The organism is Longicatena sp. 210702-DFI.1.196 (assembly GCF_020563125.1).
GTDB classification, from domain to species: Bacteria; Bacillota_I; Bacilli_A; order Erysipelotrichales; family Erysipelotrichaceae; genus Longicatena; species Longicatena caecimuris.
In genome coordinates this window covers 1-13966 of the sequence record NZ_JAJCPX010000023.1, presented here as the reverse complement: position 1 = coordinate 13966, position 13966 = coordinate 1, and the positions used below count along the sequence as shown (strand labels likewise).

The following is a 13966-nucleotide window of genomic DNA, read 5'->3' as shown; positions in this document are numbered from 1 at the left end:
GAAAAATATGTTTAAGAAGAATGAGAAACAGACAGAAAATGTCAAAGAAAAAAAGGTGCGTACTGTCAAGGTAGGCACACATAAGAAAACCGTGATTGCGTTGTGGGTGGTGCTTGTCGCAAGCGTGAGCTTTGGGGTGTATAAGAATTTTACGGCTATCGACCAGCACACCACCCATGAAAAAGAAATCATTGAGTTTCGCTTGCAGGACACCAACGGGATAGAAAATTTCGTGAAGAACTTTGCGAAGTCCTACTACACATGGAATAATAGCAAAGAAGCGATTGAAGCAAGGACGCAGGCAATCAACGGTTATCTGACAAAGGAATTGCAGGACTTGAATGTAGATACCATTAGAACCGATATACCGACCAGCTCCACAGTTACAAATGTGATTGTGTGGCATATCGAGCAATCGGGAACGGACACTTTTTCTGCTACCTACGAAGTAGATCAGCAGATAAAAGAGGGCGAACAGACAAGAAATGTCAAGGCAACCTATACCGTAAAAGTCCATGTAGACGCTGACGGGGATATGGTAATCGTTCAGAACCCTACCCTTGCACCAGCAATCGAAAAATCAGACTATGAGCCTAAGACACCAGAAGCAGACGCAAGCGTAGACGCTGATACCGTTAATGACGCTACCACATTTCTGGAAACATTCTTTAAGCTCTATCCAACAGCCACAGAAAAAGAACTTGCTTATTATGTAACTGGAAATGTGATTGAACCTATCGGCAGGGACTACCTTTATTCTGAATTGGTAAACCCTATCTTTACAAAGGACGGGGACAATGTGAAAGTCAAAGTAGCCGTGAAATTCCTTGATAATCAGACAAAGGCAACGCAAGTATCGCAGTATGAGCTTGTGCTACATAAAGATAGCAACTGGAAGATTGTAGGCTAAATTATGGTAAGATGTATATTTCGGTACTGATTTACACGTTTTTCAGAAATTCCGCACAAAAAGTAAGAAATATGTTATAATAAGCTGAATTTGAAATAAGGCGGTGACTAAATGGCGAAACAAAAATATTCTTTTGATAGCAAGATACACGTTTATAGGGCTACAAAGCGAATGAGCCAGCAAGAACTTGCTGACCTTGTAGGAGTGTCACGACAGACCATTATACAGCTCGAAAGAAATAGGTACAATCCGTCCATGTTGCTGGCATATAGCATTGCAAAAGTATTTGATGTAGCGATTGAAGATTTATTTGATTTTGAGGAGGCAGAAAAATGATTGAACTATTAAAATCGATTTTAAGTAATATGACAGTATTTAAGATAGGTATGTGGTATTGCCTACCTCTTACAATTGCTGTAATTGTTTTGTTCTTTGTGAAAAGTTCACGAGATGAAAGAGGACGAGCAATCGTTGGAAAAGCAAGTGTTATCTCAACAATTTTATTTATCATTTTAATCAATGTCTATGCACAGCTATCAATGTATATAATAGTTGATTTCATAACAATGGCTTGTGCTATTCAATGGATATACGACATTGTGTTGACAGTACAGGTTGTCGCAATCTTAATCTATAAGAAAATTGAATAGTAAAAAAATTTCATGCTTGTTACAATGTAAGCATGATTTTTTGATAACAAATAGTAAAAAATACTTTACATTCTGATTGAAAAAAATTATAATGAAAGAGGAAGATAACTTCCAACAATTTTGAAAGGAGTTGCGATTATGGCAGACAAACATTTAGCAAAAAATTATTTTTCAAGCGAAAGAAAAGACATGAAGTTTCTAAAAGGCTTTACTTTAGTTGCGTTACTTCCTTTTTGGGCTGGATATGCTTTTGCCCTTTATAATGGTAATAGTAACAATTTATCAAATTACTCTTTATTGATTTTAGCATTTTCATTGATGAATTTTAATGCTATATGCGGAGTAGAAAAAATAGAAAACAAAGTCTTGAATTTGGTTGCTAAGCTGGACGGTGTTCTGTTTTTCATTTGGGTATTTGTAACCATTATTCAATTACTTATAAAATAAAAGGGAACGGTGTTGTATTATGGCTATCTTAAAAAAGCGAGATATAAAAAAAGCATTGAAAGCTGGTGCAAAAGCTGGCGGTGTATCATTGGCTGATGTTTGGGCTGATATAGAAGCGACGATTGATGAAGCTATGAACAGCACCGACTCAGAAGTGCAGGCGAATTTCAGAAAGTATTTTGGAAATAAACGCCCTACACCAGAAGAATATATTTACAAGATTACCAAAAAGACAAAAGTGTAATACAAAACAAGTGCTGTAAGGGGGATTGTATTATGGAACATTTTAAGCGAAATTCTATACAATCATACACTACCTAACAGCATTTTATCAACAACTGAATATCTCACAGCTTTAATAGCTCGTACAGACTATATGTTTTGTGCGGGCTTTTTTTGTACCCGAAAAAATTTTTTCACTTTTTTTCAAAATCATGCAACAAATCACACCTTGCTGTACAGATATGGTGCGGAAAGAGGGATAAACACTTTTCACGTCATAACGGAAAGGGGGTGTGATGATATGAAACCGTCGGACTTCCAAAAGACAATACAATGTCAATTTGACTGCAAGCTCAAACGTGTAGTAAAAGGCATTGTCCGTAATTATCGCAAAGAATTAAAGCGACGAAGAAATAAGGAAATTTCCTATTGTGAACTTCCAGAAATCGTCGTGGAAAAGCTGGCAGTCTGGGACGAATACGAAAGCGATTATACCGCCTTTGATGTATGTGGTATTGAGGTTCGTGTCCTTGATGATGATTTAGCAGAAGCGATTAAGTATCTGTCTGAAAAAGATAGAGAAATCTTGTTGATGTATTTCTTCTTAGGCATGAGCGATACAGAAATCGGCGACAGATTAAAGATTAACCGTTCAACGTCGTTCCGCAGTAGGAAGAACTCACTTGAAGAAATCAAGAAAAAGTTAAAGGAGAACATGAATGATGAATAACACACGCCCGTCATTTTACCTTATCTCGTCGGCTGTGGACGGCAACGTAAATTCGATTGAAAAGATACTGGCATTTTATGACCCGTACATATCAAAATGTTGTTTGCGTCCATTCTATGACAGATATGGTAATGTCTGCATAGTCGTAGACATGGAATTAAAGGGACGTATCAGAGAAGCACTTATCAAAATGATTTTGGACTTTGATATTTCTTTAGAAACCGAAGAATAACAAGCAGTAACCGCAGAGCATGATTTGTTCAATCCCCTCTTTCCTGCTCTGCCCCTGCTTTTACATGAAAGCAACACGCTTTCGCCACAGCTCTTTGACAACTGAATAAAGCAGACAGATACGTTTGTGAGATAGCGAGCCACGGGGACTGTACGCCACGACCTTTTCAAAAGAAAGCGAGCGACCCACGCAGTGATCCGAGAGCGACTGTTGGAAAAGTCGTTTTGCCACGACCTATCCTCACAGGATAATGATACGTCCGCATGGTGCGGTTCTGCCCACAAGAATGGGAATAGTTGAGATACTAATGGAGCTTTCCAAAGCCGTCTGTCTGCTTGTAAAAAATGACACACAGTAAAGGGGGTGCATAGATTATGAACAATACTGATGTGCCTATCTGGGAAAAATATACGTTGACGATTGAAGAAGCGTCTAAATACTTCCGCATTGGCGAAAAGAAATTGCGTAAATTAGCCGAAGAAAATATTGACGCTGGCTGGGTTATCGTGAACGGTAATCGTATTCAGATTAAGCGAAAACAATTTGAAAAAATCATAGATACATTGGACGAAATCTAATGTCATTGAGCCGTAGATATGGTATAATAAATGTAGCGTATCACGGCTCATTCCATGACGGAAAGGAGCTTTACACTATGTCTAATGTAAAACGAAAAGACAGTAAAAATCGCAATTTGCGTAATGGAGAGAGCCAGCGAAAAGACGGAAGATACGTTTATAAATATACCGATATATACGGAAAGCCACAATTTATCTATTCTTGGAAACTTGTACCTACAGACAAGACACCTGCTGGAAAGCGTGATGATATATCGTTGAGGGAAAAAGAAGCACAGATTAAAAAAGACCTTAACGACGGTATCGACACAGCAGGCGGTAAAATGACAGTCTGCCAGCTCTACGACAAGAAGAACAGCCAAAGAAAGAACATCAAAAGGGCTACTGAAAAGGGACGACAGTATCTTATGAACGCTCTAAAAAATGACCCGTTGGGTATGAGGGCGATTGATACCGTCAAACAGTCGGACGCTAAAGAATGGGCTATCAGAATGAGTGAAAAAGGATATGCCTATAAAACGATTGATAACTATAAGCGTTCCTTGAAAGCGTCATTTTACATGGCAATACAAGACGACTGTATCAGAAAGAACCCGTTTGAATTTAAGCTAAGTGATGTTCTGGAAGATGATACGGAGCAGAAAGTTATCCTTACACCAGAGCAGGAAGAACGCCTGCTTGCCTTTATGGAAACAGATAAAATTTACAGTAAGTATTATGATGAGGTTGTGCTTCTGCTGGAAACGGGACTTCGTATTTCTGAATTTTGCGGACTGACGACACATATTGATATGCAGAACAGAATACTCAATATAGACCACCAGCTATTGAAAGACAGCGAAATAGGCTACTATATTGAAACACCAAAGACCAAAAACGGAAAACGGGAACTTCCATTGACAGAACGGGCTTATCAAGCAATCCAAAGAATACTAAAGAACAGAGGAAAAGCACAACCGTTGATTGTAGGTGGTTACAGCAATTTCCTATTCTTAAACCGTGAGGGCTTGCCTAAAGTTGCAGGAAACTATGAGGGCATGGTGCGAGGACTGATTAAGAAGTATAACAAGTATCACACAGATAAGTTACCGAACATCACACCACATTCATTCAGACATACTTATTGTACGAATATGGCAAACAGAGGAATGAACCCAAACACTCTGCAATATCTCATGGGACACGCTAACATAACCATGACACTCGGCTATTATGCACACGGTACATTTCAATCTGCAAAAGCAGAACTGGAAAGGCTGGCTTGTTAATATCGGAGCTTATATTTACTACTCATTTACTACTTTTGGTTGCATTTTCATGCTGGTAAATGCCAGCTTATGCAAGGTATCTTCCAAAAAGAAAATACCGATAAAGCCTTAAAATACGGGATATATCGGCATTTACCAACTTATGAAAAGATAATCAGAAATTTAGTAAGTTTTTAAATGTAAAAAGTAAGGGAAAAGCCTTCATAAAACAAAGTGTTTTACGTAAGATATGTTATAATCATACATACAGGAGTGATGACATGCATAGATGCAAAACAAGAACCTGCCCACCGGTTTTCATAGACAAAGCAACCTATGACAACCTACAAAATAAAATTTTAACACCCACATTTTTAAATGGTTGTAGACAAGCGCAGGAAGCCATTTTACAAAAGTCGTATATGGTCGATCGGCGACTGTTTCAAGAATCTTTTTCAATACCGATGAAACGTAATTTATTTGGCCTTTTGGCAATACCGGTTGAGGTGAATCAGATTTCATGTACCTTTTTAATAGATACGGGGGCACAAATCAGTGGGCTGAGATCGACTTGCGTAAAAAAAGTTGAAGCCATACCTGCCACCGGACGAATCGGAATCGGCAGTATTGGCGGAAAAGAGAAAGCTTTAAGTGGCTGCATCGTGAAACAACTGCGTATGGGCGCTTTGCAATATCATCATATGCCGATGGTCATACTGGATGAGAAAGACTTTGCCATGCGTTTTGGAAACATCGATCTGATGGGATTTGATGGTATTATCGGCTGGGATGTTTTATCACAGCTTGATTTTGAAATGGATGATATTGCGAAACAGTTTAAAGTCGTTAAAAATAAGTTCCGTTTTCCTTGTCGTAATATGATCATGGGGAGTTTTCCGGTTTTTTTATGTCAGAAGAAGAATCAAGAAATTGCCCTTTTCGGCTTTGATAGTGGTTCTAAAGTGAGCTGGCTTTCTGATCAGTTCATCGAAAAGGAACAGCTGCAAATCATCTGTGAAGGCCATGCTATGGGCTTTGGGGTGCATGGATTTGAAAAACTCCCAATGAAAATTGTGGAACAGCTACAGGTGACCTTAGATCGTGGTGCTATCACTTTAAAGGATACGATGAGTGGGCGCTGTGATTTATTTAACGGCTTTACTTTTGATGGGGTATTTGGCAATGAAATCTTTAAAGGCAGAAGGATTCGCCTAATCAATAGTAAACAGGTTGTTCTGCTTGTATAGGCAGTTGTAATTTATCATTATTTATTGTATAGTAGGTAAGAAAAATGAGTAAGAAAGGACGAATTGATTATGTTATTACATGGTAAAATTGTGATGGAAAATGGTGCGGAGATTCCTTTTGAATTATATCCGGATGATGCACCTATCACTGTCGAAAACTTTGTGAAATTGATGAAAGAAGGTTATTATGATGGGAAGACATTCCATCGTGTCATTAAAAACTTCGTATCACAGGGAGGCTGCCCTTATGGAAATGGTACAGGGGATTTAGGATATACGATTCCTTGTGAAACAGCAAATAATCCTCACCGTCATGAAGAAGGAAGCTTGTCCATGGCACATCGTGGTAAAGATACCGGTTGTTGTCAGTTCTTCATCTGTCATTGCCCACAGCCACATTTAGATGGTGTGCATACCGTATTTGGTAAAGTGACAGATAATATGGGCGCAGTACGTCAAATGCGCAATGGCGATGTCATGAAGCAGGTTGTTTTATTGGAGGAAAACTAAACGATGGAAGATGTGAAACGTCTTGGGTTTCCACTGTTGATCATCGTTTTATCCGCATTTCTTTCCCGCTTGTTGGAAACCTATCTGCATGGAAGCTTTGTGCATACCTTAATGGTTATCCTCATTGTCAGTGCCTTATTCCTCTTTGGTGTTTCCTTAAATAAGAGCCGTAAGAAACGCAGCAATGCCGTGTTTAAAAAAGTTGTGGCAATCCTTGTGGTGATTTTGATGCTTTTTATGCAATTGGGGTATTTTACTTTGCCAATTATGCAAAATGTATTCACTTTGATTGGAATTGATGCCTTTTATATGAACATGCTATATATTTTCTGCGGCTATCTATTCGTGGATTAAAGGAGGAGCAAGATGTTTTTCTTAAAATTCGATAAAACGATGGAAGAGGTTAAACAGGCATTGGATGAGCATCAGGATATAGTCTTAGTCGACGTCAGAGAAGCGGATGAATATGCATCGGGTCATCTTCCTCAGGCAATCAACATGCCATTGAGCCGATTTCATGAAAGCTATACAATGCTGCCTAAAGAGAAGCCATTGTATGTATATTGCCGCAGCGGACAGCGCTCACGTACGGCAGTGAAAAGACTAAAGGATGCAGGCTATGCCAATGCTTATAATATCGGCGGAATCATCCACTGGCCTTATGATACAGAAAGCAGGTAATGATATGTTTCATACAAACGTAAGATGTCCGCATTGCGGGCATGAATTCACCTATTCTATCTTTCGCTTTAATTCCACCGTATGTTGTGAAAAGTGTCAGAAGAAAATTTATATTGAAACCAAAACAAGCATGTACATGATTTTGTTTGTCGTGTTTCTTTTAGCAAGTGATTATATAAAAGCTTTTTTACATACGATATTACCAAATCAGGCAGCATTTCTCTATTTTGGTTTGATGTTTTTCATCATACTGATCAGCTTGTTGTTGGTCATGTTTGTACTGATTAAACTATTCGGCTTTACAAGCGTTTATCGCATCCGTGATGATGTGTACTATCGTGAGGCTGTTCAGCGTGCAAATGATCGAAAAAAAGGGAAAAAGAAATAAGCAAAAAAAGTGTTAAGCCTTGATGATGCAAGGCTTTTCTTATGGCTGTTAGAATATATAAGTCCTTTTTTATGAGAAATCTCATGGTATACTTAATATGTATAATGATATAAGAAAATACAGCACGATAAACAAAAAAATCCATATGATTCTTTTTATATGAAATATTTACCTGTTATCTTAATATTTTATATATTTTTTATTGCATACTATAGCTATGAGATGGGAGCAAGATGATGTCCAGCATGCCTTGACAGATAAGCAAGAAGATACCACCTTAAATGATATGGCAGATGCTCTTTTGCACGCAATACGTTATAATCAGGCAAAAGTGTTTCCGGATGTTGTGTGTCGTATTCAAAAAGAGGCGGAAACAAATGAAATTCTGGCGATACGTAAAATATTGGTGAAGCTTTTTCATATTCTGCAGAATAAAATGAACCAGTGTGAGGATATGAAGGATTATGTGACATTGCTAAGTGAGAAAATCGATGGTATCTCTTATGATAATCCCACGCAGGATGAGGCAACCTACATTCGTTATGAAGTTAAGCATGTAATCCATGCCATTATCAAATCACACAGTAAATCAATGAACAAGATTGTTTTGGATGCGTATACTTATATCGGTAAGAATTACCACCGTTCTATCGGGTTAAATGATTTAGCGAACTAATTAGATTTAACTCCTCAATATATCAGCTCTCTTTTATCGCAACATACAAAAAATAGTTTTACCAATATCTTAGCAGAGTATCGCGTTGAAAAGGCAAAGCAATTATTATTAAACAATCGCAAGATCAAAGAGGTTTCCAGTTTGGTAGGTTTTCAGAATCAAAATTATTTTGCGAAAACCTTTAAAAAAGTAACAGGCTATACACCTAAAGAATACAAACAGATGCATGTGATGAAAGATATATAAATGGCTGTTTTCATTTTGTATTTATGTTGTAAGAAGTATGGGGGTTAGCATATGCATGAAGGATTGTATGGATAAATAAGAAAATTTAAAAAGCGTTTAGAAGCAAGGAAAGAAGCCATCTGTATACGGGTCGGCTTTTTTTAATTGCAAAAAAAGATAACCAAAGAATTGTTATATTTTATCGGTGATTTACCGGAATTTTATTTACGTTTTCTTTTTTATGGTTAGTGAAAAAGTGCTTTTTTATTTATATTGCTCTGTTTTTTAGAATTTATTGTCAATTTATTGACACTGGTTATCTTTTTCTATATTCTGTAAGTAGGAATTAAATAAGGTGTTTTATTCATAATAAAAATAACCTATATATCTACATAAATATTTGTATCCGGATAATGAAAGGTATTTATGAATAAAATGCGAGGTTATAAAATGTGATTATCGCTGTTTAATTAGCAATATTTACAAGGTTGTATTTGTACTTCATAATAAAACCCATACATGGGCTTTATCATATAGGTGTTTATGACATAAGGGCACATCACATCAAATAGTTTTAATAACAGAGAATAATGATTAGGAGGAAAACATGAAAAGGAAAAGTAGGAAGGTATTGGTCGCAACAGTTGCGACTGTTTCTATGCTGGGAGGAGAAATCGCATCCGGCATCTCTTTAAGAGCGTTTGAAAATGTAGCGGTTTTCGATATGAATACGATTGAAAACAGAACCGGAAGTATCACGGTCAACAAGCAGACAAAGGATAAGCAACCTTTAGCAGGGGCAACCTTTGCCATCTATAAGGTTATGAGCTTCACTCCTTCAACGGCAGATGCTTCTGCTAAATATGAACCAACCACGGATTTTGCGCAAGCATTACAGGGGATTAAGGCGGATGAACTAGGGACATATTCCGCTACAGAAATGGAAAAGCTTATTACGACCTTGACGGCAACAGCCAATACCGCAGATGTAAAAGCTACTGCAAGCATGACAACCCCTGCATCCGGTACGGTCACCTTTGAAAATCTTGACCTGGGATATTATCTGGTAGTAGAGACTTCTGCACCGGATGGATATGTGGCAGGAAAGCCATTTTTGATTGCCGTGCCTTCCAGTGATAACTATACGGATGAGAATGCAGCAGGTACAAAATGGGTCTATGATGTAACTGCGACACCTAAAAATGAGAAAGTGACGATACATAAGGAACTCACAGCAGAAAGTGATGGTTCGGTAGCAATTGGAGATTTTGTACAATATCAGATAACGACGCTGATGCCAAGCTATACCGATGACTATTTTGAAGGTGAGAATAAAGTAGTTTTCGAAATTCAGGATACGATGGATGATGGCTTAGCAATACAAAATGATAGCGAACATGCAATTACGGTAAAGGTGAATGATGCTGTCATAGAAGCATCCGATACGACCTATGCCATAACAGCAGCAAATGTAAGCAAAGAGACAGCAGATTTTAAGATCGTGTTCACAAAGGCCTTCCTAAAGGCGCATAAAGGAGAAAAGGTAGCAGTAACCTATTATGCGAAAGTAACGGAGAAAGCCATACAGGGAAATGCCGGAAATGAAAATGCGGCAGTGATCGTATATAATCATAAGCCAAATGCCACCACAACAAGTGAAAAAGAAACAGCTTATGTATATAGCTTTGGGATCAATGTGAAGAAATTTACGAAAGAAGGTACACCACAAGTTTTGCAAGGTGCTAAATTCGTCTTATTAGAGAAAGATGGCAAAACACAGATCGGGGAAGAAAAGAGCACAAATGCAGATGGTGAGATAGCTTTCGGCAAATTGGATGAAGGGACCTATTATCTAAAGGAAACGGCATCACCTACAGGATATACCTTGTTGGCAGAAGCAATCAAGGTAGAGATCATAGCAGAAAAAGATGAAACGACGAAGAAAGCAAATGGAAGATTTACAGTGAAGGTAAACGATCAGGAAGTAAATGCGACAACAGGAGAATATAGCAGCTATATCGATGAGGAAGCAGGAACAGCCAATATAGCAGTAGAGAACCATAAAGGATTTACGTTGCCATCCACAGGAGGAATGGGAATCACGGTATTCTTAGCAATTGGTGGCATAGGAATCTTAGGCATAAGTATTGTAATGTTGAAGAAGAGCAGGAAACAGGCAGAATTATGAAGATGACGAAGCGGATGGTATCAGTCTGTTTCGTTTTCGTATTTTTGTTCTTTTTAGGTATCATGGATTATCCCTTTGTGTCACGATTAATTAATCAACGAAACTACGATGGAGTCATTATTGAATATGATGATACAAGCGCAAAGCTGGATGCAAACAGAAAAGAACAATTTTTTAAAGAAGCGAAACAATATAATGAAGAACTAAGTAATGGTAGTGGTATCTCAATCATAGATGCTTTTGCTCAAGATCATAGCATGGAGAAAAAGTATACACAGCTTTTAAATGTTGCCAATAATGGAGTGATGGGAGTTGTTGATATTCCTAAACTACATGTCTCTTTACCTATTTATCATGGAACATCAGAAGAAGTTTTGCAAAAAGGGGCAGGACATTTGGAAGGCACTTCCTTACCGATTGGTGGGATCTCGACACATGCATGTCTTTCAGCACATCGTGGATTGCCAAACAAAAAGATGTTTACAAGCTTAGATGAATTAAAAAAAGGAGATATTTTTCTGATTACGGTCCTGGGAAGAAAAATGGCCTATAAAGTGAATAATATACAGATAGTCTTACCAAGTGACATTAAAGCCTTACACATTCAAAAAGGAAAAGACTTGGTAACATTAATTACATGTACACCATATGGAGTGAATTCACATCGTTTGTATGTAACAGGAGAAAGAACAGAATATAAAGAAGAAATGAAAACAGACAATAGCATTGGGCTGCCCTGGTATTATGATTGGTGGTGGGTACCAGTGAATATCGTCTTGTTAAGTGTATTGGGAATCTTATTATATCAATATAATAGAAAACCGAAAGTGAAAGAGAAAGTAGAATGAGGAAGGGCATATGAAAAAGAAATTGCAGTTGTTGATGAGTGTGGTAATGGTCTTAGCAATCATGCTTACACCGATACAGGCAAACAGCGGAAGGATAAACATCCAATTGAAAGATCTGCCCGGCGATTGGGATGAGAAAGCAGGAGTGGTCTTTACGCTATATCAGGTAGGAAAGATGAGCAATGATGGAAAGGCAGAACTGGATGCCAAGTATGACATGAGCCTGCCAAGCGATGCACAAGGATTGCAGAAGATCGCCAAAAAGCTTACCGCAAAAGAAGGGAAAGAGCTCATTGAAAAGAAGACGACCGATAAGAATGGCTGTCTGTCTTTTGAGAATGTCAAAAATGGCATCTATCTACTTGTACCCTCTCATATGGAAGCCTATGGAAGTATCGATCCTTTTATCGTGACGCTGCCAATGTATGAGGAAGTAAACAATGCTATTCAAGGACCTACTTATATGCTGCAGATAGAACCCAAAGCATCACCTAATGAAGAACCTATAAAACCAGTTCCTCCAGTGGATCCGGATGATCCTGAGACTCCGGATGTCAAAGAACCAGAGAAACCTGTTGAACCAGATAAACCGGTAGGTCCGGATCAATCCGATAAAGAACCTAATGTACCGGAAACCAATGAACCGCAGAAAGAACCCAATAAACCAGAGACACCACAAAAGGAACCATCAAAATCAGAAGAACCAGAGAAAGAAACAGAGGAAACAAAAACAGGAGATACGACAAGAAGAGGTCTGTATGTCTTGTTGATCATGTTATCCGGTTTTGGTATGTATATCATCTATAATAAGCATAGGAGAGGGAGAGAATTAGGTGATGAAAAATAAAAAAAGATTCACTGCTTTTCTATTAGCAGCTTCCATGCTGTTCATAAATACGAATTCCTCGTTGTTTGCCAAAGAAGAAGCAAAAGGGGAAGAAATTAGTGAGCAGTCAGATAAAACAAGACAACCATCCAGCATAAGCTATGCCCCAACGCAGCAGGCACTCTCAGGAAGCATACCGCCTGAAGAAACGAAAGAGGAGCCAAAAGAAGAAGCAGAAACACCAAAAACAAAGGAAGCTGTTCAGACGGTAGAAGTCAAAACAACGATCTATTTGGATGCCAATAAGAATGAAAAGAAAGATAAGGAAGAAAAAGGTGTATCCCATATCGAAGTACGCTTGTATAAGATGCTGGAAGGAACAGTGGAAAAAGAGGCAAGCTATCAGGCAATCATCAACATCAAGGGAGAAGTGTATCCTAAGGATGTAGAAGCAGGAAGCTATCGCATCGAATATGAGAGCATGGATAGCGAGAAGGATTTGAAGGATTATACGGGGGTATCTGGAAATGACGAGAATACCAAAAAATTATCTGAAAATGCCATGATCATCCAAGGGAAAGCATCATTAGTATTAAGCACAGTTGTTATAGATACAGATAAACAATATTTTAGAGCAGGAACCGATATTCAAAAATCAGACTTCAAAGTTTATAAAGTATATTCAGATGAATCATTGGTATTGATACCGGAAGATCAATTTCATATCGATTTAAAGACTGTTCCAAATAATGATAAAGAGGTCTTCAATTTAAAATTCACTTTGATCCAAGATGAAATCGGTAAAACGATAAGCAAAACTGAGGCATTTGTCATACAAAGAGAAATAGCATTAGATCAGCTTATGGTAAAGAATGGCGTAACAGACTTAATAAGTGGAAAGCATGTCATCTTAAATGAAGGAGATGTCATCATACCGGAAGAGATACTGTATAATGAGAAACCATACTTTATTACAAGTATAGGATCATCAGCATTTTATATGAATAAAGCAATTACAAGTATTAAAATACCAGAATCTATAAAGAGCATTGAATATGAGGCATTCTATTATTGTGAAAATTTGAAAGGTGAGTTAATCTTACCCAAAACACTAAATTACATAGGAAGATTTGCATTTTATTATGGTAGTGGATTAACAGGTAACTTAGTTATTCCAGATTCTGTAACAAGCATAGGAAATTATGCATTCTTAAGTTGTGACAGTCTTGAAAAAATCATCATTCAAGGTAAATCTGAAGGAGAAATTACAGGCTCTCCTTGGGGTGCACCAGACACAGTAACTATTGAATGGCAACCATCACAGGAAGGGGCATGATATTATGAAATATATAAAACGAATC

19 protein-coding genes and 1 pseudogene are annotated in these 13966 nt (G+C 37.8%); all 20 read left to right on the top strand.

What is annotated here, in order from left to right:
• Positions 1-7 precede the first annotated feature (7 nt).
• The 20 genes and pseudogenes from LI241_RS10290 to LI241_RS10195 all read left to right on the top strand — a co-directional run bounded on the left by LI241_RS10290 (position 8) and on the right by LI241_RS10195 (position 13941).
• Positions 8-910 carry a conjugal transfer protein gene (locus LI241_RS10290; RefSeq protein ID WP_227160446.1) on the top strand — a complete coding sequence of 301 codons (903 nt, stop codon included), beginning with the start codon at positions 8-10 and terminating at the stop codon, positions 908-910.
• 111 nt (positions 911-1021) lie between these two features.
• Positions 1022-1246 carry a helix-turn-helix transcriptional regulator gene (locus LI241_RS10285; RefSeq protein ID WP_227160447.1) on the top strand — a complete coding sequence of 75 codons (225 nt, stop codon included), beginning with the start codon at positions 1022-1024 and terminating at the stop codon, positions 1244-1246.
• A complete protein-coding gene (locus LI241_RS10280) occupies positions 1243-1560 on the top strand; it encodes a hypothetical protein (RefSeq protein WP_227160448.1) in 318 nt (105 codons plus the stop codon). The genes LI241_RS10285 and LI241_RS10280 overlap by 4 nt, the downstream gene beginning before the upstream one ends.
• 138 nt (positions 1561-1698) lie before the next feature.
• Positions 1699-2007, top strand: coding sequence for a hypothetical protein (locus LI241_RS10275; protein ID WP_227160449.1), 309 nt, complete (start codon positions 1699-1701; stop codon positions 2005-2007).
• Positions 2008-2026: 19 nt separating this feature from the next.
• Entirely contained in the window at positions 2027-2251 is a 225-nt protein-coding gene (locus tag LI241_RS10270; protein ID WP_227160450.1) for a hypothetical protein, read from the top strand.
• A gap of 279 nt (positions 2252-2530) precedes the next feature.
• Positions 2531-2959: an RNA polymerase sigma factor gene (locus LI241_RS10265; protein WP_008787630.1), complete on the top strand. Its 429-nt coding sequence runs from the start codon at positions 2531-2533 to the stop codon at positions 2957-2959.
• Complete coding sequence (locus LI241_RS10260) at positions 2949-3191, top strand: helix-turn-helix domain-containing protein (protein WP_082426297.1); 243 nt, start codon at positions 2949-2951, stop codon at positions 3189-3191. Before LI241_RS10265 ends, LI241_RS10260 begins: the two co-directional genes overlap by 11 nt.
• 374 nt (positions 3192-3565) lie before the next feature.
• On the top strand, positions 3566-3769 hold the full coding sequence (locus LI241_RS10255; protein ID WP_004613735.1) for an excisionase: 204 nt from the start codon (positions 3566-3568) through the stop codon (positions 3767-3769).
• Between the two features lie 77 nt (positions 3770-3846).
• The gene (locus LI241_RS10250; RefSeq protein ID WP_227160451.1) at positions 3847-5037 is read left to right on the top strand and encodes a tyrosine-type recombinase/integrase; all 1191 of its coding nucleotides are present in this window, start codon (positions 3847-3849) and stop codon (positions 5035-5037) included.
• A gap of 260 nt (positions 5038-5297) precedes the next feature.
• On the top strand, positions 5298-6263 hold the full coding sequence (locus LI241_RS10245; RefSeq protein ID WP_008689273.1) for an aspartyl protease family protein: 966 nt from the start codon (positions 5298-5300) through the stop codon (positions 6261-6263).
• A gap of 69 nt (positions 6264-6332) precedes the next feature.
• Positions 6333-6773 (top strand): peptidylprolyl isomerase, encoded by a 441-nt coding sequence (locus LI241_RS10240; RefSeq protein WP_008689272.1) that lies wholly within the window; start codon positions 6333-6335, stop codon positions 6771-6773.
• Between the two features lie 3 nt (positions 6774-6776).
• Positions 6777-7127 (top strand): amino acid permease, encoded by a 351-nt coding sequence (locus LI241_RS10235; protein WP_008689271.1) that lies wholly within the window; start codon positions 6777-6779, stop codon positions 7125-7127.
• A 12-nt stretch (positions 7128-7139) separates the two neighbouring features.
• Positions 7140-7454 (top strand): rhodanese-like domain-containing protein, encoded by a 315-nt coding sequence (locus LI241_RS10230; protein WP_008689270.1) that lies wholly within the window; start codon positions 7140-7142, stop codon positions 7452-7454.
• Positions 7455-7458: 4 nt separating this feature from the next.
• Positions 7459-7842, top strand: coding sequence for a hypothetical protein (locus LI241_RS10225; RefSeq protein WP_008689269.1), 384 nt, complete (start codon positions 7459-7461; stop codon positions 7840-7842).
• A 217-nt stretch (positions 7843-8059) separates the two neighbouring features.
• On the top strand, positions 8060-8518 hold the full coding sequence (locus tag LI241_RS10220) for a hypothetical protein (protein ID WP_008689267.1): 459 nt from the start codon (positions 8060-8062) through the stop codon (positions 8516-8518).
• A 15-nt stretch (positions 8519-8533) separates the two neighbouring features.
• Positions 8534-8764: pseudogene (locus LI241_RS10215) on the top strand (helix-turn-helix domain-containing protein); the annotation flags it as partial.
• 586 nt (positions 8765-9350) lie between these two features.
• A complete protein-coding gene (locus tag LI241_RS10210) occupies positions 9351-10931 on the top strand; it encodes a SpaH/EbpB family LPXTG-anchored major pilin (RefSeq protein WP_008689265.1) in 1581 nt (526 codons plus the stop codon).
• Positions 10928-11779: a class C sortase gene (locus LI241_RS10205; protein WP_008689263.1), complete on the top strand. Its 852-nt coding sequence runs from the start codon at positions 10928-10930 to the stop codon at positions 11777-11779. Before LI241_RS10210 ends, LI241_RS10205 begins: the two co-directional genes overlap by 4 nt.
• A 10-nt stretch (positions 11780-11789) precedes the next feature.
• Complete coding sequence (locus tag LI241_RS10200; RefSeq protein ID WP_008689261.1) at positions 11790-12626, top strand: pilin N-terminal domain-containing protein; 837 nt, start codon at positions 11790-11792, stop codon at positions 12624-12626.
• Positions 12616-13941 (top strand): leucine-rich repeat domain-containing protein, encoded by a 1326-nt coding sequence (locus tag LI241_RS10195; RefSeq protein WP_008689260.1) that lies wholly within the window; start codon positions 12616-12618, stop codon positions 13939-13941. Before LI241_RS10200 ends, LI241_RS10195 begins: the two co-directional genes overlap by 11 nt.
• The last annotated feature ends 25 nt before the right edge of the window (positions 13942-13966 follow it).

What these genes read in the sequence shown, in the direction of transcription:
- LI241_RS10290 (WP_227160446.1), top strand. Translation starts at nt 8, where the DNA reads ATGTTTAAGAAGAATGAGAAACAGACAGAAAATGTCAAAGAAAAAAAG.
- LI241_RS10285 (WP_227160447.1), top strand. Translation starts at nt 1,022, where the DNA reads ATGGCGAAACAAAAATATTCTTTTGATAGCAAGATACACGTTTATAGG.
- LI241_RS10280 (WP_227160448.1), top strand. Translation starts at nt 1,243, where the DNA reads ATGATTGAACTATTAAAATCGATTTTAAGTAATATGACAGTATTTAAG.
- LI241_RS10275 (WP_227160449.1), top strand. Translation starts at nt 1,699, where the DNA reads ATGGCAGACAAACATTTAGCAAAAAATTATTTTTCAAGCGAAAGAAAA.
- LI241_RS10270 (WP_227160450.1), top strand. Translation starts at nt 2,027, where the DNA reads ATGGCTATCTTAAAAAAGCGAGATATAAAAAAAGCATTGAAAGCTGGT.
- LI241_RS10265 (WP_008787630.1), top strand. Translation starts at nt 2,531, where the DNA reads ATGAAACCGTCGGACTTCCAAAAGACAATACAATGTCAATTTGACTGC.
- LI241_RS10260 (WP_082426297.1), top strand. Translation starts at nt 2,949, where the DNA reads ATGATGAATAACACACGCCCGTCATTTTACCTTATCTCGTCGGCTGTG.
- LI241_RS10255 (WP_004613735.1), top strand. Translation starts at nt 3,566, where the DNA reads ATGAACAATACTGATGTGCCTATCTGGGAAAAATATACGTTGACGATT.
- LI241_RS10250 (WP_227160451.1), top strand. Translation starts at nt 3,847, where the DNA reads ATGTCTAATGTAAAACGAAAAGACAGTAAAAATCGCAATTTGCGTAAT.
- LI241_RS10245 (WP_008689273.1), top strand. Translation starts at nt 5,298, where the DNA reads ATGCATAGATGCAAAACAAGAACCTGCCCACCGGTTTTCATAGACAAA.
- LI241_RS10240 (WP_008689272.1), top strand. Translation starts at nt 6,333, where the DNA reads ATGTTATTACATGGTAAAATTGTGATGGAAAATGGTGCGGAGATTCCT.
- LI241_RS10235 (WP_008689271.1), top strand. Translation starts at nt 6,777, where the DNA reads ATGGAAGATGTGAAACGTCTTGGGTTTCCACTGTTGATCATCGTTTTA.
- LI241_RS10230 (WP_008689270.1), top strand. Translation starts at nt 7,140, where the DNA reads ATGTTTTTCTTAAAATTCGATAAAACGATGGAAGAGGTTAAACAGGCA.
- LI241_RS10225 (WP_008689269.1), top strand. Translation starts at nt 7,459, where the DNA reads ATGTTTCATACAAACGTAAGATGTCCGCATTGCGGGCATGAATTCACC.
- LI241_RS10220 (WP_008689267.1), top strand. Translation starts at nt 8,060, where the DNA reads ATGAGATGGGAGCAAGATGATGTCCAGCATGCCTTGACAGATAAGCAA.
- LI241_RS10210 (WP_008689265.1), top strand. Translation starts at nt 9,351, where the DNA reads ATGAAAAGGAAAAGTAGGAAGGTATTGGTCGCAACAGTTGCGACTGTT.
- LI241_RS10205 (WP_008689263.1), top strand. Translation starts at nt 10,928, where the DNA reads ATGAAGATGACGAAGCGGATGGTATCAGTCTGTTTCGTTTTCGTATTT.
- LI241_RS10200 (WP_008689261.1), top strand. Translation starts at nt 11,790, where the DNA reads ATGAAAAAGAAATTGCAGTTGTTGATGAGTGTGGTAATGGTCTTAGCA.
- LI241_RS10195 (WP_008689260.1), top strand. Translation starts at nt 12,616, where the DNA reads ATGAAAAATAAAAAAAGATTCACTGCTTTTCTATTAGCAGCTTCCATG.